This is a genomic window from Microbacterium sp. NPDC087591 (assembly GCF_044743625.1).
In the GTDB taxonomy this organism is placed as follows: domain Bacteria; phylum Actinomycetota; class Actinomycetes; order Actinomycetales; family Microbacteriaceae; genus Microbacterium.
The window spans coordinates 570,533-589,443 of sequence record NZ_JBIUWU010000001.1 but is presented as its reverse complement, the minus strand read 5'-3'; the positions used below and the strand labels follow the sequence as shown (position 1 = coordinate 589,443).

The following is an 18,911-nucleotide window of genomic DNA, read 5'->3' as shown; positions in this document are numbered from 1 at the left end:
GGAGCATGGCCTCCGAACGTGTGACCGTGACCGTCGCCGACACCGACGGAGAGCGCGATGTCGTGCTCTCCAGCCCGAACCGGGTCGTGTGGCCGGACGTCGGCATCACCAAGGCGGAGCTCGCGGAGTACGTGCAGCGGGTCTCCGGGCCGTTCCTCTCGGCGAACGGCGGGCGACCGGTCTCCCTCGAACGGTTCCGCGACGGGATCGGCAGTGACGGCTTCTTCTCCAAGAACCCGCCCAAGGGCACACCCGACTACGTCGACGCCGTCACGGTGACGTACAACAGCGGGCGCCAGCATCCGCAGATCGTGCTGAACCGCGCGAGCGCCGTCGTGTGGGCCGTGCAGATGAACACGATCGTGTTCCATCCGTGGGCATCGCTCGCGGCCGACGCCGACAACCCGATCGAGCTGCGGATCGACCTGGACCCCCAGCCCGGTACGGACTTCGGCGACGCCGTGCGCGCCGCGCATGTGCTGCGAGAGGTGCTGCAGGAGGCGGGACTGGAGGCGTTCGGGAAGACCAGCGGCAACCGTGGGCTGCACGTCTTCGCGCCCATCGAACCGACTCACGAGTTCCTCGACGTGCGTCACGCGGTGATCGCCGCGGGGCGTGAGCTGGAGCGGCGGATGCCCGAGCAGGTGACGATGAACTGGTGGAAGGAGGAGCGCGGCGAGCGGATCTTCGTCGACTTCAACCAGGCCAACCGCGACCGCACCATGGCGGGCGCCTACAGCCCTCGCGCCCTTCCCTCGGCGACGGTGTCGACTCCCGTGCACTGGGAGGAGCTGGACGGCCTCGACCCCACGCGCTTCACGGTGCGCAGCATCCCGCAGCGGCTCGAGGAGGTGGGGGACCCGTGGGCGGCGATGCAGGACGCACCCGGACGCATCGACACCCTGCTGGAGTGGTGGGCGCGTGACGTCGAGAACGGACTGGGGGAGTTGTCGTTCCCGCCGGAGTTCCCCAAGATGCCGGGAGAGCCGCCGCGCGTGCAGCCCAGCAAGAAGGTCGCGGCGAACTGGGACGACGACGGCACACCGGCCGAGAAGAGCTGACGGCGCTCAGGCCAGCACGTCGGCGAGGTCGTAGCCGGCGACCGTGTCGAGCTGGTCGTAGGTGCACGATCGAGCGTCCCGGTCGGGGCGCCAGCGCTCGAACTGCACCGTGTGCCGGAACCGCGCTCCTTCGAGCTGGTCGTAGCGCACCTCGAGCACCCGCTCGGGGCGCAGCCGCACGAACGACACGTCCTTCGATCCGCTGAAGCGCGAGCGCTCGCCCTCTCCGGTGACCGCGTCGCCGGCCTCGTCGCGTTCCACCAGCGGCGCCAGCTCCGTCACCAGCTCCTGGCGGCGTATGTCGCTCCACGCCGCCACCCCGCCGACCTGGCGCAGGGTGCCGTCGTCGCCGTAGAGCCCGACCAGCAAAGAGCCGACCCCCGACCCCGACTTGTGGATGCGATAGCCGAGCGCCACCACATCGGCGGTGCGCGCGTGTTTGATCTTGATCAGCGTGCGCTTGCCGGGGGCGTAGGGCTGGTCGAGAGGTTTGGCGACGACGCCGTCGAGTCCTGCCCCTTCGAACTCCGCCAGCCACCGGACCGCGGCGTCCCGGTCACGGGTGGTGCGCGTGAGGTGGAGCGGGTGCGGCACATCGGCCAGGAGCCGTTCGAGGCGCTGCCGCCGTTCCGCGAACGGTATCGCGAGCAGGTCGTCGTCACCCTCGGCGAGCAGGTCGAAGGCGACGAACATCGCCGGGGTCTCGGCGGCCAACCGGGCCACGCGGGATGCCGCGGGATGGATGCGCTGACTGAGGGCCTCCCAGTCGAGGCGCTGGGCGCCCTCGGTGCCGGTGGCGACCACGATCTCGCCGTCGAGCAGGCACGGGCCGGGCAGGAGCGTCGGGATGGCTTCGACCAGTTCGGGGAAGTACCGCGTCAGTGGCTTCGCACCGCGCGAGCCGATCTCGACGGTCTCGCCATCCCACGAGATGAGCCCGCGGAAGCCGTCCCACTTGGGCTCGTACAGCAGCCCGCCGGGGGTCTTGGCCGGGTCGGGGATGGCCGCTGCGGCCTTGGCGAGCATCGGCGCGGGGATCTCGTAGCGCATGGCTCCATCCTGGCCCCGCGGTCGCCGTGGCGGAAGAGCACGCGAGGCGTCTTCGCAACTCAGGATGAACGTCGCAGGGGTGGGGACGAGTCGCAGAATCCGGCGGCTCGCCCAGGGGCTGGGTGCGGAGCGTCCTGAGTCGGGGACGCGTCAGCCGAAGAGGTCGGCCAGCCCGTGGGGGAGTCCGGCATCGGCGAGGGCCGTGCGGGCGGCATGCCAGCCGGCCATGCCGTTCACCCCCGGACCCGGAGGGGTCGCGGACGAGGCGAGGTAGACGCCGCGCATCGGAGTGCGCCAGGGAGTCGGAGACAACGTGGGCCGCCGTACTGCCTGCACGAGGCTGAAGACGCCGCCGGAGATGTCGCCGCCGATCTCGGCCGGATCGATGGCCTCGCGGGAGGAGGCCGGCACGGCGTGGTGGGCGAGGATGCGATCGCGGAACCCCGGGGCGAACCGCTCGACCTGGGCCGTGATGAGCGCGGTCGGATCGAGGTCGGACCCGGCGGGTACGTGGATGTACGCCCAGAACACCGAGCGACCGGCGGGTGCCCGCGACGGATCGAAGACCGAGGGCTGCACGGCGAGCACGTAGGGCCGGTCGCTCACGCGTCCCTGCGCCACGGCGTTCTCGCTCGCCCAGATCTCGTCGCGCGTGCCACCGATGTGCACGGTCGGCGCCTGCGCGACCTCGCCGTGGGCCCACGGGACCGGACCGTCCAGCGCGAAGTCGACCTTCGCGGCCCCTGGTCCGTAGCGGTACGCGGTGAGCGCTCTCGCGTAGCGCGAGGGGATGGCGGGGTGGGTCAGTGCCAGGCGCGGCGAGCTGTTCAGCAGCAGCAGATCTCCGCGCGCCGGGTCGCCCCAGTCGAGAGTGCGCAGGTCGGTGATGTGCGCCCCCGTCTCGACGGTGCCGCCGTGCGCGACGAGGTCGGACACCAGGGCATCGGCGATGCGCTGTGCCCCGCCGCGCGGGTACATCCACCCGCCGGCGTGTCCGTGAGCGGCCAGCAGCAGGCCCGCCGCGGCGCCGGCGAGCGACGGCAACCGCGTGTTCGCATGGGCGACCACGCCCGCCATGAGCGCCGCGGCCTCCTCCGTGCGGAACGCGCGCCGTGAGAACAGGGCGCTCTGGTCGATCATCCGCGCGACGTACCGTGCTGCCGTGACCGGGTCGTGGGGGATGCGCAGCAGGGCGTTCCCGGTGAAGTCTCCGAGGCCGTCGATGTGGCGGGCGAGCGGTCTCAGTCTTCTGGTCCAGGCGGCGCCGTCGACGCCCAGCCCGCGTGCCGTGCGGTCGATGTCGCGCCAGGCGATTCCCGCTCGTGCGCCGTCGAGGGGGTGCGCGTAGGAGATCTCGGGGCGGATCCAGTCGATCCGCTCGGCCAGCCCGAACGCGCGGAAGAACGGCGAGGCGAGGGCGGCGGGGTGCACGGCGGAGCAGACGTCGTGCCGGAACCCGGGGAGCGTGGATTCGAGCGTGCGCACGCCGCCGCCGATCGTCTCCGCGGCTTCGAGCACCCGCACCCGGTACCCGGCGCGGGCGAGCGCGACCGCGGCGGCGAGACCGTTCGGCCCTGACCCGACGATCGTTGCCCGTGACATCACGCCAGTCTCGCATGCGGGTGCGCGCGCAGTGCGTCCCCGGTGCGGGGACATCGGTTCGAGAATCGGTCGGCGGACGCGCTCAGACGTGCGATCCTGGAGAGTGATGAAAGAAGTTCAGGGGCCGACCCCCGCAGGCACCTCCCGTCCATATCGCTCGCTGCCCGAAGCATTGCGTGCGCACCGCATCGACCCGTCGAACCACGAGTTCATCACCGGCATCATGGATGCCGTCGGCATCAGCTCGTACATCGACCGCGGCCGCTACATCGAGGCCATCCGCCGCGGAGAGGGCGCTTCCCTTCACATCGGCAAGACCTACACGAACGGCTTCACGGAGGACGAGCGCATCGTCGTCGGCTCGACCGCTCTGCGGCTGCAGCCGAGCGAGGGCCGCGCGCCGCTGTTCTACGTGAGCCACCCGAGCGAGTTCATCCCGCTGACGCCGCCTCGCGCGGCCAAGCGCACGACGACCCCGCGCGTCGCCGCCGCTCCCCGGGAGCGTGCGTCGAAGCCGGTCGAGGAGCGCGACTACGGCGTGTGCGATGTCTGCTTCATGGTGAAGACCCCGGCTGGCGGCTGCGGCTGCAACTGATCGCTCGAGCCGACGGACGTGCTCCGCACGGCCGTCGGCTCAGCCCGCGAGCTGCGACAGGCGATACCGACCGGGGGTCATCCCGACGAGCGGCGTGAACTGCTCGATGCACTGACTGGTCGTCGCCCATCCGCACGCCGCGGCCGTGTCGGTCACCGAGGTGCCGTCGGCGAGCAGGACGAGTGCGCGATGCACACGCAGCTGAAGTCGCCACTGCCGGTACCCCATGCCCGTCTCCTGCTGGAACAGGCGGCTCAACGTGCGCTCGGCTGTGCCCGTGCGTGCGCTGATCCCGCCGAGCGACACCGGCACCGCGAGGTCCTCCTCGACGATGCGCGCCGCCTCGCGCAGGCGCGGATCATGCGGTTCCGGCAGATGCAGCGGCTGCTCGGGCGCGGTGACCGCCTCATCCACGATGACGCGACGCAGGTGGTCTAGCGCGTCGGCGCTGCGGGAGCGGTCGGATGTCATCGCCAGCACCGCCTCGCGGGCGAGCGGTGTCGCGACGAGAACCGCTGGCGCGGCCGGAAGCAGGGCCGCGAGCTCATCGCCGAGGTGGACGATGCGCATGTCCGTGCGCCCGTGCGCGCGATGACGGTGCTCGGCGCCGGCGGGCACCCACGCCATCCGGGTCGATGGCGCGATCCAGGCGCCGTCGTCGGTGAGCAGCGACAGCACGCCGGATGCGGCATGCACGAGGTGCCCCAGAGGATGGGCGTGACGGGGTGACGTCTCGGCGTGCGCGAACCGGTAGGCGCCCTCCATCGGCAGCGCCGCGGGGGAATCGAAGTCGACGAGGTGCAGATCGACGAGTCGAGGAGATTGGCGGGTATTCGACATCACGATGCAGTTTACGTGTTTCCTGACAGGGGGAGCGAGTGCTGGACTCGAGGCATGACCACGATGCAGGAACCGTTCGACACCGCTCCGATCCCGGCGACCGCGCCATCCGTCCGACGCGGCGCGGTGCTCACCGGGATCTACGTGGGGGTGGGGCTCCTCATGATCGCCCTGAACCTCCGCATGGGTGTCGCGTCGGTCGGGCCGGTGCTCCCTGCGATCGAGCAGGAGCTCGGCATCCCCGCAGCAGCGGCCGGACTGCTGACCACGATCCCGGTGTTCGCCTTCGGGGCCTTCGCGTTCCTCACTCCGGCGTTGACGCGCTGGATCGGGCTGCACCGGCTGCTCGCGCTCACGATGGTCGTCGTGGCGGTCGGCATCGGCATCCGCCTCCTTCCGTCTCCGCTGGCGCTCTTCGGCGGCACGGTGCTGGTGGGCGCGGGGATCGCGGTGGCGAACGTGTGCATGCCTGCAGTGATCAAGCAGGACTTCGCGCACCGCCTCGGGCTGATGATGGGTCTGTACTCCACGGCGCTGTTCCTCGGCGCAGCCGCGGCTGCCGCCCTCACCGTGCCGTTCATGGTCGCGCTCGACGGATCCTGGCGGGGTGCCCTGGGGCTCTGGGCGATCCCGGCGGTGCTCGCCCTGCTGATCTGGACTCCGCGGGCGATCCGCAGCGTCGCCGACTCGCCGATGGTGGCGGGAGCGCCCGGCGATGCGATCACGGAGTCTCCAGACGAGCCGCGCCTCGCGATGCTGCTGCGCGATCCGGTCGCGTGGGCGGTCACCGGATTCATGGGTTTGCAGAGCTTGAGCTATTACGCGGCCCTGACCTGGGTCCCCACCCTGCTGCACGACGCCGGGGTTCCGGCGTCCGAGGCCGGACTGCTGCTGTCGTATTCGAGTCTGCCGGGGATCGCGGCGGCGCTGCTGGTGCCGACGATGCTGCGTCATATCCGGCCGACGTGGTTCCCGGTCGTGGCCTCAGCGTTGCTGTGCGCGGCAGGACTCACCGGTCTGCTCGTGGCGCCGGCCGGCGCCGCGGCGTGGGTGTGGATGACGCTGCTCGGCTTCGGTCAGGGCGCCGCCATCGCGCTGTCGTTGACGTACATCGTGCTCCGCGCGCCCGACGCGAGGCGCACCGCGCACCTGTCGACCATGGCGCAGGGGATCGGATATCTGCTGGCCGGACTCGGGCCGATCGGACTCGGCCTGCTGCACGCCGTCGTCGGCGGATGGACCGCTCCTGTGGCGGCGCTCGTCGTGCTGCTCGGGGTCCAGGCCGTGATGGGCGCTGCGGCGAGCCGAGAGCGCCACGTGCGCTCCTGAGCGGTCGAGCCGTCGACGCGGGCTGCTGCTCAGACGAACGCGCTCATCCCGGTGATGTCGCGACCGAGCAGCAGCGCCTGCACGCTCTCGGTTCCCTCGTAGGTGTGGATCGCCTCGATGTCGGCCATGTGCTGCATCACGCCGTTCTCGAGCAGGATGCCGTTGCCGCCGAGCAGATCGCGGGCGACAGCGGCGACGCGGCGGGCGGCCCGGGTGTTGTGGAACTTCGCGAGCGAGGCCTGGGTCGGGCGCAGCTCGCCCGCGGTCTCGAGATCGGCGAGGCGACGGCAGTACAGCTGCATCGCCGTGACGTCCTCGAGCATGTGGGTCAGCCGCTCCTGCACCATCTGGAACTTCGCCAGCGGCTTGCCGAACTGCACCCGCTGCGTGGCGTATGCGAGCGCAGCCTCGTAGCAGGCAGTGGCGTGACCGAGCGCCGACCAGGCGACGCCGGAGCGCGTCGCGTAGAGAACCACGGAGGCGTCCTTGAAGCTCGTCGTGCCGGGCAGCACGGCGTCGAGCGGTAGGCGCACGTCGTCGAGCTCGATATGCGCCTGGTGGATGGCGCGCAATGATGCTTTGCCACGGATGACGGATCCGGTGTAGCCGGGGGTGTCCTGCTCGACCAGGAAGCAGCGCACGGCGCCGTGCTCCGCTGCTGTGTCGTCATCGACGCGAGCCCACACGAAGGTGATGCCGCCGGAGGCGCCGTTGCCGATCCACTTCTTCGTGCCGCGGAGCACCCAGCTGTCGCCGTCGCGTCGCGCCACCGTCTCGAGCGAGACGGAGTCGGAGCCGTGGTCGGGTTCGGTCAGTGCGAAGGAGCCGAGCACGGAGCCGTCTGCGAGAGCCGTGAGCCACCGGTCCTGCTGAGCCTCGGAGCCGAACAGCGCCAGGGTGCGCAGGGCGAGTCCGCCCTGCACCGCGAGGATCGTGCCGAGAGAGCCGTCGCCGCGCGAGATCTCCATGTTCACGAGCCCGGCCGCCAGCGGCGAGAGCTGGGTGAGGGCAGGATGCTCGATGCCGTCGACCACGAGGTCCATCTCGCCCATCCGCCGGGCGGCGTCGAGCGGGTACTCCGCGCGGTCCCAGGCGTCGGCCATCTGCGGGGCGATCTCGTCGACGTACGCCTTGGCGCGGTCCCATGCGGCACGGTCCGCGGCGGGGATGTCGGAGAACACGGCGTAGTAGTCGCTGTCCTGGCGTGCGGTGACGTCGTACGACGAGACGCGCTCGCCGGGGAACGCGGAAGCTTCGGTGCTCATGATGACTCCTTCGTGGCACCAAGTATCGTACTCGCCGAAACTCGGTTTCACGACAGGACGTCGTGGGGAGCGCGCTGCCGGCGTCAGCCCAGCTCGGCGCGCACGCGCCGGGTGACCTCCGCGATCGGCATCGACCGGGGGAAGACGGCCACGACCAGGTCGTCCGCCGAGGCGTCGGCCGCGGCATCCTGCTGCACGCCGAAGCGCCGCATCGCGACATCGAGCGCCTGGCGCAGCGTCGACGCCGGCACGCGCTTGCCGCGCAGCATCTGGCGCAGCACGTGGTTGTGCACGGCCGTGATGACGGCGGCGTAGCTGACGGCGTCGAGCGGATCGAGGTCGGGAAGCGACTCGCGCAGGTACTCGTCGAACAGGCGCTCGTAGCGGAACACCGCCACGATCTCCCGTTCGCGCAGCGCGGGGATCTGTCGCACGAGCTCGTAGCGTCGTCTGGCGACATCGGGCTCGGCGGCGAAGTGCCGGAAGACGAGCATCGCGCCGTCGGCGACGGTCGACCAGGGGTCGCCCTCGGAGACGGAGAAGTGCTCGCGCAGCACGTCGAGCAGCAGCTCGTGATCGGCGAAGACGACGTCATCCTTGCCGCCGAACTGCCGGAAGAAGGTCGAGCGCGATACTCCTGCGGCCTTGGCGATCTGCTCGACCGAGGTCTGCTCGAAACCGTGTTCGGCGAACAGGTCGAGTGCGGCGGCGACGACGCGCGTCGCGTTCGCGGCGGCGGAAGAGGTTTCGCTCATCCTCTGATGCTAGGTCACCGCCCTCCGATGCGTGCGGAAGCGTCGGTGCGGGCAGGGGGCGCTCAGACCGAGGTAGTAGGCTGGGGGACTGGTCGATGTCTCGACATCGAGAGAATTACCAGACAGCAGCCCAGTGAAGGAACCACAGTGGATCTGTACGAGTACCAGGCACGAGACGTTTTCGAAAAGTACGGAGTGCCGGTTCTCGCCGGCATCGTCGCGGACACCCCTGAAGAGGTGAGGGCGGCTGCCGAGAAGATCGGTGGAGTGGTCGTCGTCAAGGCTCAGGTCAAGACCGGCGGCCGTGGAAAGGCGGGCGGCGTCAAGGTCGCCAAGACCCCCGACGAGGCGTACGAGGCGGCCAAGGCCATTCTCGGACTCGACATCAAGGGCCACGTCGTCAAGCGCGTCATGGTCGCCCAGGGCGCCCGCATCGCAGAGGAGTTCTACTTCTCCGTGCTGCTCGACCGCGCCAACCGCTCCTACCTGAGCCTCTGCTCGGTCGAGGGCGGCATGGAGATCGAGGAGCTCGCCGTCGAGCGCCCGGAGGCGCTCGCTCGCGTCGAGGTCAACCCGCTGACGGGCATCGACAAGGCGAAGGCCGTCGAGATCGCCCGCGCGGCGAACTTCCCCGAGGACCTCGTCGAGAAGGTCTCCGACGTCTTCGTCAAGCTCTTCGACGTCTACAAGGGCGAGGACGCGACGCTCGTCGAGGTCAACCCGCTGGTCCGCACCGAAGAGGGCGACATCATCGCACTCGACGGCAAGGTCACGCTCGATGACAACGCCTCCGAGATCCGTCACCCCGAGCACGAGGCGCTCGAGGACAAGGACGCCGCAGATCCGCTCGAGGCCAAGGCCAAGAAGAGCGGCCTGAACTACGTGAAGCTCGACGGCGAGGTCGGCATCATCGGCAACGGCGCAGGGCTCGTCATGTCGACGCTCGACGTGGTCGCCTACGCGGGCGAGAACCACAACGGCGTCAAGCCGGCCAACTTCCTCGACATCGGCGGCGGAGCCTCGGCCGAGGTCATGGCCGCCGGCCTCGACGTCATCCTCGGCGACCCGCAGGTCAAGAGCGTGTTCGTGAACGTCTTCGGCGGCATCACGGCGTGCGACGCGGTCGCCAACGGCATCAAGGGCGCACTCGAGACGCTCGGCGCCACGGCATCCAAGCCGCTGGTCGTCCGTCTCGACGGCAACCGCGTCGACGAGGGTCGCGCGATCCTCGCCGAGTACGCGCACCCGCTCGTCACCCTGGCCGCCACGATGGACGAGGGCGCCGACAAGGCCGCCGAGCTCGCCAACGCCTGAGACTGAAGGACTAGAAGAATGTCGATCTACCTCAACAAGGACTCCAAGGTCATCGTCCAGGGCATCACCGGCGGCGAGGGCACCAAGCATACGGCGCTCATGCTCAAGGCCGGCACCCAGGTCGTCGGCGGCGTCAACGCCCGCAAGGCCGGCACCACGGTCGCGCACACCGACAAGGACGGCAACGCCGTCGAGCTCCCCGTCTTCGCCTCGGTCGCCGAGGCCATGAAGGAGACCGGCGCCGACGTGTCGATCGCCTTCGTCCCCGGCGCCTTCACGAAAGACGCGATGGTCGAGGCCATCGATGCCGAGATCCCGCTGCTCGTCGTGATCACCGAGGGCGTTCCCGTCGGCGACTCCGCCGAGGCCTGGGCCTACGCGCAGAGCAAGGGCAACAAGACCCGCATCATCGGCCCGAACTGCCCCGGCATCATCACGCCGGGCGAGGCGCTCGTCGGCATCACGCCGGCGAACATCACCGGCAAGGGACCGATCGGCCTCGTGTCGAAGTCGGGCACCCTGACCTACCAGATGATGTTCGAGCTGCGCGACCTGGGCTTCTCGACCGCCATCGGCATCGGCGGCGACCCGGTCATCGGCACCACGCACATCGACGCGCTGGCCGCATTCGAGGCGGACCCCGAGACCAAGGCGATCGTCATGATCGGCGAGATCGGCGGCGACGCTGAAGAGCGCGCGGCTGACTACATCAAGGCGCACGTCACGAAGCCGGTCGTCGGCTACGTTGCGGGCTTCACCGCCCCCGAGGGCAAGACGATGGGCCACGCCGGCGCTATCGTCTCGGGCTCGGCGGGTACCGCTCAGGCCAAGAAGGAGGCCCTCGAGGCCGCCGGGGTCAAGGTCGGCAAGACGCCGTCCGAGACGGCTGACCTGATGCGCGCGATCGTCGAAGCGCTCTAGTCGCTGAGCGACTCCGACTGGTTGCTGAGCGAGGAGCGAAGCGACGAGTCGAAGTATCGAAGCGCTCTGATCTGAGCTACGCTTGAAAAGAAGGCCCCGGACTCCACTCTGGGGCCTTCTTTCATGCCCGGGAGCAGCCCCGGTATTGCGGTCGGTCTGAACTTCTGCGGCCTGAGCGTGCGTGAGAGGCCGCCGAAGTTGGGAGAGGCCGCCGAAGTTGGGAGTGGCCGCCGAAGTTGGGATTGGCCGCCGAAGTTGGGAGTGGCCCGGTATTACGGCCCGTCTGAACTTCTGCGGCCTGAACGGGCGTGAGTGGCCGCCGAAGTTGGGGGTGGCCGCCGAAGTTGGGAGTGGCCCGGTATTACGGCCCGTCTGAACTTCTGCGGCCTGAACGGGCGTGAGTGGCCGCCGAAGTTGGGATTGGCCGCCGAAGTTGACGGCGTCGGGCAGCAGACGCGTGTCGAGGGCGCGAAAAAGGGCGGATGCCGCAGCATCCGCCCTTTCGTGGTGTGCGGTCAGATCCCGACGCCGAACAGCGCCTCGATGGGACCGCGCGCGAAGAACAGCACGAACCCGGCGGCGACCGCCCAGAGCAGCGGGCTGATCCTCTTGGCCTTGCCCGACAGCGACTGCACGAGCACCCAGCTCACGAAGCCGGCGCCGATGCCGTTGGCGATCGAGTAGGTCAGCGGCATCACGGTCACGGTGAGGAACACCGGCAGCAGCACGCTGAAGTCGCTCAGATCGATGTACTTGATCTGCGCCATCATCATGGCACCGACGATGATCAGCGCGGCCGCGGCGATCTCGGTCGGGACGATCGAGGTGAGCGGGGTCAGGAACATCGCCAGGAGGAAGATCCCACCCGTCACCACGTTCGCCAGGCCCGTGCGTGCGCCCTCGCCGATGCCGGCGCCGGACTCGATGAACACGGTGCTCGACGACGAGGAGGTGGCTCCACCGGCGATGGCGCCGACGCCCTCGACGATCAGCGCCGACTTGATGCGGGGGAAGTCGCCCTTCTCGTCGGCCAGGCCGGCTTCCTTCGCGAGGCCGGTCATGGTGCCCATGGCGTCGAAGAAGTTCGAGAACACCAGGGTGAACACGATCATGACGAGGGCGACGAGGCTGACCTTGTTGAAGTCGAACCCGAAGTCCACGGCCCCGATCAGGCTCAGGTCGGGGAGGCTGACGGGCGAGCCGGTGAGCGCGGGGACCGTGAGGCTCCAGCCGCCGGGGTTGACGGCGCCGTCCGCACCGATCTGCGGGCCGAGGTGCCAGATCGCCTCGACGATCACGGCCAGCACGGTGCCGGAGACGAGTCCGATCAGCAGGCCGCCCTTGACCTTGCGGGCGACGAGGATGCCGGTGAGGATCAGGGTCGCCACGAACAGCACGGTCGGCACGGTCGCGATCGAGCCGCCGATGCCGAGGCCGACCGGCGGGGATGCCGCGCCGGTCGCGGTGACGAAGCCCGAGTTGACGAAGCCGATGAACGCGATGAAGAAGCCGATACCGACCGTGATGGCGATCTTGAGCTGGAAGGGCACGGCGTCGAAGATCAGCTTGCGCAGACCGGTCGCGGCCAGCAGCACGATCACGGTGCCGTTGATCATCACGAGCGCCATGGCCTCGGCCCAGGTGACCTGGCCGACGACCGAGAATGCGACGAACGCGTTGATGCCGAGGCCGGCGGCGAAGCCGAACGGCAGGCGGGTGACGAGGCCGAACAGGATCGTCATGATGCCGGCGGTGAGCGCGGTGGCGGCACCGACGGCGCTGAAGTTCAGCGTGGTGCCGTCGACATCGGCGGCGCCGGTGAGGATGATCGGGTTGAGGATCACGATGTACGCCATCGTGACGAACGTCACCAGGCCACCTCGGATCTCGGTGCCGACGGTGGAGCCGCGCTTGCTGATCTCGAAGAAGCGGTCGAGCGCGTTCTTCGGTTCGGCAGTCGCGGGGGCAGGGGACGGGGCAGTTGTCATCGGGGGAACCTCCGCAGGAGACGATATCGTGTCGCCCGCGCCCGCGCGCGCCCCCAGGAGCCTGCGGGGTTCTCGTCGTAGTCTCGAATCGCTATGCAACGCCTCCTCGTCGCGCTCCTCGCCGCCTTCGACGCCGTCATCGCCGCCGCGGTCGGCCTCGCCGTGCTGCTCGCGCCGCTGACCCTGCTGTGGACCCTCGCATTCGGGGCGACGGCGGACTGGGGCGCGCTCTGGCCGCTCACCGGAACGCTCTGGGGGTTCGGGCACGGCGTGCCGCTCGACGTGACCATCCCGTCGGAACTGCTGGTCGCTCTCGCGATCCCCTCGGCGGCCGCGAACTTCATCGTGTCGGTGACACCGCTGGCGTTCCTGTTGTTCACGGTGCTGTTCGCGGCACGCTCCGGCGCACGTGCCGCGAAGGCCGGCGCCTGGCTGCTCGGCTCGCTCTCCGGCTCTGCGGTGTTCGCGATCATCGCTGCGGGCGTCGCGCTCTCCTCGCGGTTGGAAGCGGTGCAGACGTCGCTGCCGCTGGCGATCATCCTGCCCAGCGCCGTGTACCTGACCGGCGCCGTGTGCGGTGCGGTCAGGATCGCCTGGGAGGACGGAGACGGCGGCCTGCTCGATCGGGTGCACGACATCGTCGATACCTGGGGCGACTGGACCCCTGTGCCCGCCGCGATCGTGCGCGGCACGGCCTTCGCGGTGATGGGGGTGACCGCCGCTGCCGCCGCTGCCGTCGCGCTCATGACGCTGTTCCGCGGCGGTGAGGTGGTGGCGCTGTTCCAGGCGTCGCGGGTGGATGCTCTCGGCGCGACAGTGATGACCCTCGGACAGTTCGCGTATCTCCCGACGCTCATCGTGTGGGCCGCGTCATGGATCGCGGGGCCCGGATTCGCGGTCGGCGTCGGCACGGCCGTCTCTCCCGCCGGCACTCAGCTCGGCGTCGTGCCCGGCATCCCGATCCTCGGGCTGCTCCCCGAGAACAGCTCGATCTGGATGCTCATCGTCGTGCTGATCCCGATCGCCGCCGGTGCCGTCGCCGGATGGGCCGTCCGCTCGCGACTGGTCTGGGAAGGAACACCGCTGACCACGCTGCCGCGCGCGGTCATCGCCGTGGGCATCGGTGTGGTCGTCGCGGGTGTCGCTGCGGTCGCCGCCGTGCTGGTCCACGGGTCGATGGGGCCGGGGCGGCTGGTGGAGATCGGGCCGGCCCCCGTGCCGTTCGCCCTTGCGCTCGGGGGAGAGGTGCTGCTCGGCGCGGCGATCCTGCTGCTCTCGCCGCGCCATCGCGACGAGCTGGCCGAGGAGCGCACCGATCGCTGGAACGCCGAGATGGCGGGTGTCCCGACGGTGGACTGGGCCACGATCGACCGGGCGCCCGAGATCGCGCAGACGGATGCCGCGGGCTCGACCGACGACACGGCGCCGCTCGACGACCTCGGCAGGTTCACGGTCCAGGATCCGAGCGACCAGCGCGACTGACGGCCGCCGCAGAGCGGACGCCCGGCAGGAGCGGGCCGCGCGCCCCGGTAGACTGGGCGCGTGCTCACGGTCGCCGTTCTCATCTCGGGCACCGGCTCGAATCTTCGCGCCCTCCTCGAGGCCGCTCGTCATCCCGACTTCCCTGCTCGGGTGGTCGTCGTCGGCGCCGACCGCGAAGCCGACGGCCTGGCCCATGCCGAAGAGTTCGGCATCCCCAGCTTCACTGTGCCGTGGCACGAGCACGACAGCCGTGAGGCCTGGGGCGAGGAGCTCGCCCGACAGCTGCGCGTCTGGACTCCCGATCTGGTCGTGCTCTCCGGCCTCATGCGGCTGCTGCCGTCGGCACTGGTGGCGGAGTTCTCGCCGGCCCTGATCAACACGCATCCGGCGTTCCTCCCGGAGTTCCCCGGTGCGCACGGCGTGCGCGATGCGCTCGCGGCCGGGGTCACCCAGACGGGGGCGAGCGTGATCGTCGTCGACGACGGCGTCGACACCGGCCCGATCCTGGCGCAGGAGCGGGTGCCGATCCTCTCCGGTGACACCGAGCACACTCTGCACGAGCGCATCAAGCCGGTCGAACGACGGCTCCTGATCGACGTGGTCCGCGGCATCGCCACCGGCGAGATCGCGCTGACCTCCGCTTCCTGACCTCCCTCCTCCCACCGACGCACGTCCCTCACGCACGAAGGAGCCCATCATGGCCGGCCCCCGCCACGACCCCTCGCTCTACCGCGATCGCGATACGGTGCCGATCCGGCGCGCGCTCATCTCGGTCAGCGACAAGAGCGGTCTGCTGACGCTCGCCGCCGCACTCGCCGAGGTCGGAGCCGAGATCGTCTCGACCGGCTCCACGGCCGCCACGATCCGCGAGGCAGGATTCGAGGTCACCGACGTCGCCGCGGTCACCGGCGTCGCCGAGATGCTCGACGGGCGGGTGAAGACGCTGCACCCGAAGATCCACGGCGGTCTGCTGGCCGACCTGCGCCTGGAGGACCACGAGCGCCAGCTCGACGAGCTCGAGATCACGCCCTTCGACCTCGTCGTGGTCAACCTGTACCCGTTCGTCGAGACCGTCGCCTCCGGTGCGGCCGGCGACGACGTGGTCGAGCAGATCGACATCGGCGGTCCCGCCATGGTGCGCGCCGCCGCGAAGAACCATGCGAACGTCGCGATCGTCGTGTCGCCGCAGTCGTATCCCGCCGTCGTCGCCGCGATCGCGGAAGGCGGCACGTCGCTGTCGCAGCGCCGCGAGCTCGCCGCCCGCGCCTTCGCGCACACCGCGGCGTACGACACGGCCGTCGCCTCCTGGTTCGCCGAGGGCACGCTGAACGCCGAGGGCGACCTGCCCGCGCACCTCACGATCCAGGCCGAGCGCCTCGCCACCCTCCGCTACGGCGAGAACTCGCACCAGCGCGGCGCGATCTACACCCGCTCCGGCGGTCACGGCATCGCTCAGGCCACGCAGCTGCAGGGCAAGGAGATGTCGTACAACAACTACGTCGATGCCGACGCCGCCCTGCGCGCCGCCTACGACATGATCAAGCCCGCTGTGGCGATCATCAAGCACGCCAACCCCTGCGGCATCGCGACCACGGCTCCGAACGCTCTCGACCCGATCGCCAGCGCGCACCTGCGCGCACACGAGTGCGACCCGGTCTCGGCGTACGGCGGAGTGATCGCTGCGAACGGCACCGTCACGCTCAAGATGGCGGAGAACCTCAAGGACATCTTCACCGAGGTCATCGTCGCCCCGTCGTTCGAGCCGGCAGCGCTCGAGGTGTTCAAGGCGAAGAAGAACCTGCGTCTGCTGCAGCTGCCGGAAGACTGGCAGCAGGAGCGCATGGACGTGCGCCTCGTCTCCGGCGGACTGCTGTTGCAGGACGCCGACCGCTTCCCCGACGACATCGTCTCGGTTGCGAAGAACTGGGAGCTCGTGTCCGGTGAGCGCCCGAGCGACGAGGAGATGGAGAACCTCATCTTCGCGTGGAAGGCGTGCCGCGCGGTGAAGTCGAACGCGATCGTGCTCGCCAAGGACAACGCCACGGTCGGTGTCGGCATGGGCCAGGTCAACCGCGTCGACTCGTGCCGCCTCGCGGTCGAGCGCGCAGGGGAGCGGGCGGCCGGTTCGGTCGCGGCGTCCGATGCGTTCTTCCCGTTCGCCGACGGCGCCCAGGTGCTGATCGACGCCGGTGTCACGGCGATCGTGCAGCCCGGTGGATCGGTGCGCGACGAGGAGGTCGTCGATGCCGCCCGCAAGGCCGGCGTCACGATGTTCTTCACCGGAGAGCGCCACTTCTTCCACTGAGCCGGTGTCTCGGGGGCGGCGGCTTCCTCGCCCCATCGAGACCCATCACCATCATCGAAACCCCCTCGTGCAGACGTCTGCACGAGGGGGTTTCGGCGTTCTCCGGTGCCGAGACCGACGGCTCAGAGGATCACGATCGCCGACATCGCCACCGTGGATGCCGCCATGGTGGCGTGGTGCAGCCGGTGCGCCCAGGAGCGTTCCCTGCGCAGCGCGATCGCACCCAGGAGGACGGCGCCCAGGCCGAATGCGCCGGCCATCAGCTGCGGCATCATCGCGCCCCCGCCGTGCCCGTGTGCGTCCGGCGGGGGAACGGCGTCCGGCGCAGGCACGGCGTCCGGCGCCATCGTCGTCATGAGGAGGATCAGCGCGGCCGTGGAGACGAGCCCGAGGGCGAGATGACCGGTCAGCGCGGCCGACCCCGCCCTCGCCCCGCTCGCGCGCGGGGACCGGCAGCGTGCGGCGAGAGCGAGGGCGGCGGGGAGCATCACGGCGAACCACACGATCGGCGGCAGCAGTGCGAGCGTCATCGCATCGGCCATGCCGATGACCATGAGCGCAGCGGCGGCGATCTCGGGATGACCGACACCTCGTCGCATGAGCGCGAGCGATCCCGCACCGACCAGCGCCGCCGCCAGGGCGAAGACGTGCAGGAGGTCGCTCATCGTGACGACGCGGTCGGCGCGTCGTCACGCACCGACACCCGGCGCCAGGCGGCGGCGGACACATCGGCCGGCGCGGCAGCCGCGAACGCGATCGCTCCCGCTTCGACGTCCAGCGCGACCGTGAGCTTCGTCTCCCAGCGCAGGTGCTCCGGCTGGTCGGCCCGCGCGCGCACCGAGATCGGCGCATCGGGGATCGCCCCGAACGCGAGTGCCCGCTCCCGATCGTCGACGATGGCGGCGAGGTCGGCCGCGTCGGTCAGACACTGGTAGCGGGGCACGCTCGTGGTCTCGTACGGCGAGTACTCGCCCGCGGCGAGCTCGGCATCGAGGAAGTGGTTCGTGTGCGCCAGGGTCTGTCCGCGCGGGGCGGGGAGCACCGCGACTCCGGCCGGGGAGACCTCCACGGCAGCAGCCGAGGGCGTCCGGCCGTCGAACGCCGCGACCGTGAGCACGCTCGACGCGGCGAGGGGGACGGAGCGGGCCAGTTCGACGGCCTCAGCGAGCGTGCCGGCGCGGTCGAGGATCATCCGGGCGAGCACGTGTACCGGCACCCCGGGCTGCGACCCGTCCGACCGGTGATGCAGGATGTTGAAGTGCACACCGATGCCGCGGTCGTTCACACCGATCTTGGCGGGTTGGCCGAACTCGCAGAACGTCACGACACGCGCCCCGGACGCCGACCGCAGTCGTCGCACCACGGTCTCGTTCGAGAGCGTCTCGTGCCAGTCCCAGGTCTGCAGCGTGCGGGGCGGCGTCGCATCGTCGGGCACGTGCACGACGGTCGAGCACTCCATCGACGGAGTCATCCGCGCGAGGATCTCGGTGCGCGCCGTGAGCAGATGCACATCGGTGAGCGGCAACCCGCTCCCTTCGGCGATACCGGCGAACTCCGCGGCGATCTCGGGCGCAGCGGACTCGGTGGCCGCGCGGCAGTCGTCCGCGACCGCCCTGGCGCTGTCGGCGCTCACGCCGGACTGCGCGAACAGCCGCAGGTACGAGTCCCGTGCGCCGCGCAGCTGGGGCGACCACTGTGTGCCGAACCGGACGCCCTCGTCGTGCGGAGCATCCGCATCCGAGAACCACTCGTGCACGATCATTCGTCGCCTCCGACGCGTTCGACCAGCTCGGCGACGTCTCCGTAGGGGCATCCTCTGGCGCGCGAGGCGGCGGCCACCCGCTGCCGCACCTCGCGCGGCTTGTCCTGGCTGACCTTGAACACCGCGCGCTGCTCGATGATCTCGAACCGGAACGACACGATGCCTCCGACGATCCGCTCGAACGTGGGCAGCGAGCTCGTCATATCCCAGGCCGTCGGTTCGAGCGATTCGAGCTCCTCGACCGTGCGCGTCACGACGTGCATCCCGTCGGCGGCATCCTCGAGCACCGTGACCCTGGCCGTGAGATGCACAGCCGCGTAGTCCCAGGTGGGCACGTTCGGGTCGTCGGCGTATGTGGTGGGGGAGACGTAGTCATGAGGCCCCGAGAACACCAGGAGCACGGAGTCGCCGTCCGCGATCTGCTGCCACTGCGGGTTCTTGCGCGCGATGTGACCGAGCAGCTCGCCGCCGACGAAGCCGCCGTCCGGCGCCATCCGTTCGATGATGACGGGCGTGTGCGTGACAGTGGGCGCGCCCTCCGCTCCGCCGCCGCTCGAGACGATGAGGGCGAACGGATGGCGCCGCACGAGTTCGTTCACCTCGTGCTGCGAGGGGGCGAGGTACTTCTCGAATTCGTACATG

General features: G+C 70.1%; 17 protein-coding genes. 8 read left to right on the top strand and 9 right to left on the bottom strand.

Features of this window, described 5'->3' with window-relative positions; all coding sequences use genetic code 11:
* Window positions 1–5 precede the first annotated feature (5 nt).
* Window positions 6–1,061, top strand: coding sequence for a non-homologous end-joining DNA ligase (gene ligD, locus ACIOVG_RS02720; protein ID WP_400868797.1), 1,056 nt, complete (start codon window positions 6–8; stop codon window positions 1,059–1,061).
* 6 nt (window positions 1,062–1,067) lie between these two features.
* On the opposite strand, the gene ACIOVG_RS02715 is transcribed toward ligD, so the two are convergent.
* Window positions 1,068–2,111, bottom strand: coding sequence for an ATP-dependent DNA ligase (locus ACIOVG_RS02715; protein WP_400868795.1), 1,044 nt, complete (start codon window positions 2,109–2,111; stop codon window positions 1,068–1,070).
* A 150-nt stretch (window positions 2,112–2,261) separates the two neighbouring features.
* Window positions 2,262–3,713, bottom strand: a complete 1,452-nt coding sequence (locus ACIOVG_RS02710; protein WP_400868793.1) for a phytoene desaturase family protein — start codon at window positions 3,711–3,713, stop codon at window positions 2,262–2,264.
* Between the two features lie 106 nt (window positions 3,714–3,819).
* Between ACIOVG_RS02710 and ACIOVG_RS02705 the strand changes: the two genes are divergently transcribed.
* On the top strand, window positions 3,820–4,308 hold the full coding sequence (locus ACIOVG_RS02705; RefSeq protein WP_400868791.1) for a hypothetical protein: 489 nt from the start codon (window positions 3,820–3,822) through the stop codon (window positions 4,306–4,308).
* A gap of 39 nt (window positions 4,309–4,347) precedes the next feature.
* Here ACIOVG_RS02705 and ACIOVG_RS02700 read toward each other — a convergent pair whose 3' ends face one another.
* On the bottom strand, window positions 4,348–5,148 hold the full coding sequence (locus tag ACIOVG_RS02700) for a helix-turn-helix transcriptional regulator (RefSeq protein ID WP_247629379.1): 801 nt from the start codon (window positions 5,146–5,148) through the stop codon (window positions 4,348–4,350).
* Window positions 5,149–5,202: 54 nt separating this feature from the next.
* On the opposite strand from ACIOVG_RS02700, the gene ACIOVG_RS02695 reads away from it, so the two are divergent.
* Window positions 5,203–6,477: a CynX/NimT family MFS transporter gene (locus ACIOVG_RS02695; protein ID WP_400868789.1), complete on the top strand. Its 1,275-nt coding sequence runs from the start codon at window positions 5,203–5,205 to the stop codon at window positions 6,475–6,477.
* Window positions 6,478–6,506: 29 nt separating this feature from the next.
* Here the strand turns inward: ACIOVG_RS02695 and ACIOVG_RS02690 are convergent, their stop codons facing one another.
* Both ACIOVG_RS02690 and ACIOVG_RS02685 read right to left on the bottom strand, forming a co-directional pair.
* Window positions 6,507–7,742, bottom strand: a complete 1,236-nt coding sequence (locus ACIOVG_RS02690; protein WP_400868787.1) for an acyl-CoA dehydrogenase family protein — start codon at window positions 7,740–7,742, stop codon at window positions 6,507–6,509.
* A gap of 83 nt (window positions 7,743–7,825) precedes the next feature.
* Window positions 7,826–8,497: a TetR/AcrR family transcriptional regulator gene (locus ACIOVG_RS02685; protein WP_400868785.1), complete on the bottom strand. Its 672-nt coding sequence runs from the start codon at window positions 8,495–8,497 to the stop codon at window positions 7,826–7,828.
* A 147-nt stretch (window positions 8,498–8,644) separates the two neighbouring features.
* Here ACIOVG_RS02685 and sucC point away from each other — a divergent pair, with 147 nt between their 5' ends.
* Window positions 8,645–9,811, top strand: coding sequence for an ADP-forming succinate--CoA ligase subunit beta (gene sucC / locus ACIOVG_RS02680; protein ID WP_141872844.1), 1,167 nt, complete (start codon window positions 8,645–8,647; stop codon window positions 9,809–9,811).
* An 18-nt stretch (window positions 9,812–9,829) separates the two neighbouring features.
* Entirely contained in the window at window positions 9,830–10,732 is a 903-nt protein-coding gene (sucD, locus tag ACIOVG_RS02675; protein WP_400868782.1) for a succinate--CoA ligase subunit alpha, read from the top strand.
* 515 nt (window positions 10,733–11,247) lie between these two features.
* On the opposite strand, the gene ACIOVG_RS02670 is transcribed toward sucD, so the two are convergent.
* Entirely contained in the window at window positions 11,248–12,720 is a 1,473-nt protein-coding gene (locus ACIOVG_RS02670; RefSeq protein ID WP_400868780.1) for an NCS2 family permease, read from the bottom strand.
* Window positions 12,721–12,813: 93 nt separating this feature from the next.
* On the opposite strand from ACIOVG_RS02670, the gene ACIOVG_RS02665 reads away from it, so the two are divergent.
* The 3 genes from ACIOVG_RS02665 to purH are packed head-to-tail and all read left to right on the top strand — an operon-like array spanning window position 12,814 to window position 16,507.
* Window positions 12,814–14,202 (top strand): DUF6350 family protein, encoded by a 1,389-nt coding sequence (locus ACIOVG_RS02665; RefSeq protein WP_400868778.1) that lies wholly within the window; start codon window positions 12,814–12,816, stop codon window positions 14,200–14,202.
* Between the two features lie 60 nt (window positions 14,203–14,262).
* The gene (gene purN / locus ACIOVG_RS02660) at window positions 14,263–14,850 is read left to right on the top strand and encodes a phosphoribosylglycinamide formyltransferase (RefSeq protein ID WP_400868776.1); all 588 of its coding nucleotides are present in this window, start codon (window positions 14,263–14,265) and stop codon (window positions 14,848–14,850) included.
* Window positions 14,851–14,899: 49 nt separating this feature from the next.
* Window positions 14,900–16,507 (top strand): bifunctional phosphoribosylaminoimidazolecarboxamide formyltransferase/IMP cyclohydrolase, encoded by a 1,608-nt coding sequence (gene purH, locus ACIOVG_RS02655; RefSeq protein WP_400868774.1) that lies wholly within the window; start codon window positions 14,900–14,902, stop codon window positions 16,505–16,507.
* Window positions 16,508–16,629: 122 nt separating this feature from the next.
* On the opposite strand, the gene ACIOVG_RS02650 is transcribed toward purH, so the two are convergent.
* From ACIOVG_RS02650 to ACIOVG_RS02640, 3 genes are read right to left on the bottom strand one after another with little or no spacing between them, the layout of a single operon-like run.
* Window positions 16,630–17,172, bottom strand: a complete 543-nt coding sequence (locus ACIOVG_RS02650; RefSeq protein WP_400868772.1) for a hypothetical protein — start codon at window positions 17,170–17,172, stop codon at window positions 16,630–16,632.
* A complete protein-coding gene (locus ACIOVG_RS02645; protein WP_400868770.1) occupies window positions 17,169–18,269 on the bottom strand; it encodes a C45 family autoproteolytic acyltransferase/hydolase in 1,101 nt (366 codons plus the stop codon). The genes ACIOVG_RS02650 and ACIOVG_RS02645 overlap by 4 nt, the downstream gene beginning before the upstream one ends.
* On the bottom strand, window positions 18,266–18,910 hold the full coding sequence (locus ACIOVG_RS02640) for an FMN-binding negative transcriptional regulator (protein WP_400868768.1): 645 nt from the start codon (window positions 18,908–18,910) through the stop codon (window positions 18,266–18,268). The genes ACIOVG_RS02645 and ACIOVG_RS02640 overlap by 4 nt, the downstream gene beginning before the upstream one ends.
* Window position 18,911 lies beyond the last annotated feature (1 nt).

Bases quoted from the DNA above. Each gene is read 5' to 3' on its own strand.
- ligD (WP_400868797.1), top strand. From the start codon at position 6: ATGGCCTCCGAACGTGTGACCGTGACCGTCGCCGACACCGACGGAGAG.
- ACIOVG_RS02715 (WP_400868795.1), bottom strand. From the start codon at position 2,111: ATGCGCTACGAGATCCCCGCGCCGATGCTCGCCAAGGCCGCAGCGGCC.
- ACIOVG_RS02710 (WP_400868793.1), bottom strand. From the start codon at position 3,713: ATGTCACGGGCAACGATCGTCGGGTCAGGGCCGAACGGTCTCGCCGCC.
- ACIOVG_RS02705 (WP_400868791.1), top strand. From the start codon at position 3,820: ATGAAAGAAGTTCAGGGGCCGACCCCCGCAGGCACCTCCCGTCCATAT.
- ACIOVG_RS02700 (WP_247629379.1), bottom strand. From the start codon at position 5,148: ATGTCGAATACCCGCCAATCTCCTCGACTCGTCGATCTGCACCTCGTC.
- ACIOVG_RS02695 (WP_400868789.1), top strand. From the start codon at position 5,203: ATGACCACGATGCAGGAACCGTTCGACACCGCTCCGATCCCGGCGACC.
- ACIOVG_RS02690 (WP_400868787.1), bottom strand. From the start codon at position 7,742: ATGAGCACCGAAGCTTCCGCGTTCCCCGGCGAGCGCGTCTCGTCGTAC.
- ACIOVG_RS02685 (WP_400868785.1), bottom strand. From the start codon at position 8,497: ATGAGCGAAACCTCTTCCGCCGCCGCGAACGCGACGCGCGTCGTCGCC.
- sucD (WP_400868782.1), top strand. From the start codon at position 9,830: ATGTCGATCTACCTCAACAAGGACTCCAAGGTCATCGTCCAGGGCATC.
- ACIOVG_RS02670 (WP_400868780.1), bottom strand. From the start codon at position 12,720: ATGACAACTGCCCCGTCCCCTGCCCCCGCGACTGCCGAACCGAAGAAC.
- ACIOVG_RS02665 (WP_400868778.1), top strand. From the start codon at position 12,814: ATGCAACGCCTCCTCGTCGCGCTCCTCGCCGCCTTCGACGCCGTCATC.
- purH (WP_400868774.1), top strand. From the start codon at position 14,900: ATGGCCGGCCCCCGCCACGACCCCTCGCTCTACCGCGATCGCGATACG.
- ACIOVG_RS02650 (WP_400868772.1), bottom strand. From the start codon at position 17,172: ATGAGCGACCTCCTGCACGTCTTCGCCCTGGCGGCGGCGCTGGTCGGT.
- ACIOVG_RS02645 (WP_400868770.1), bottom strand. From the start codon at position 18,269: ATGATCGTGCACGAGTGGTTCTCGGATGCGGATGCTCCGCACGACGAG.
- ACIOVG_RS02640 (WP_400868768.1), bottom strand. From the start codon at position 18,910: ATGTACGAATTCGAGAAGTACCTCGCCCCCTCGCAGCACGAGGTGAAC.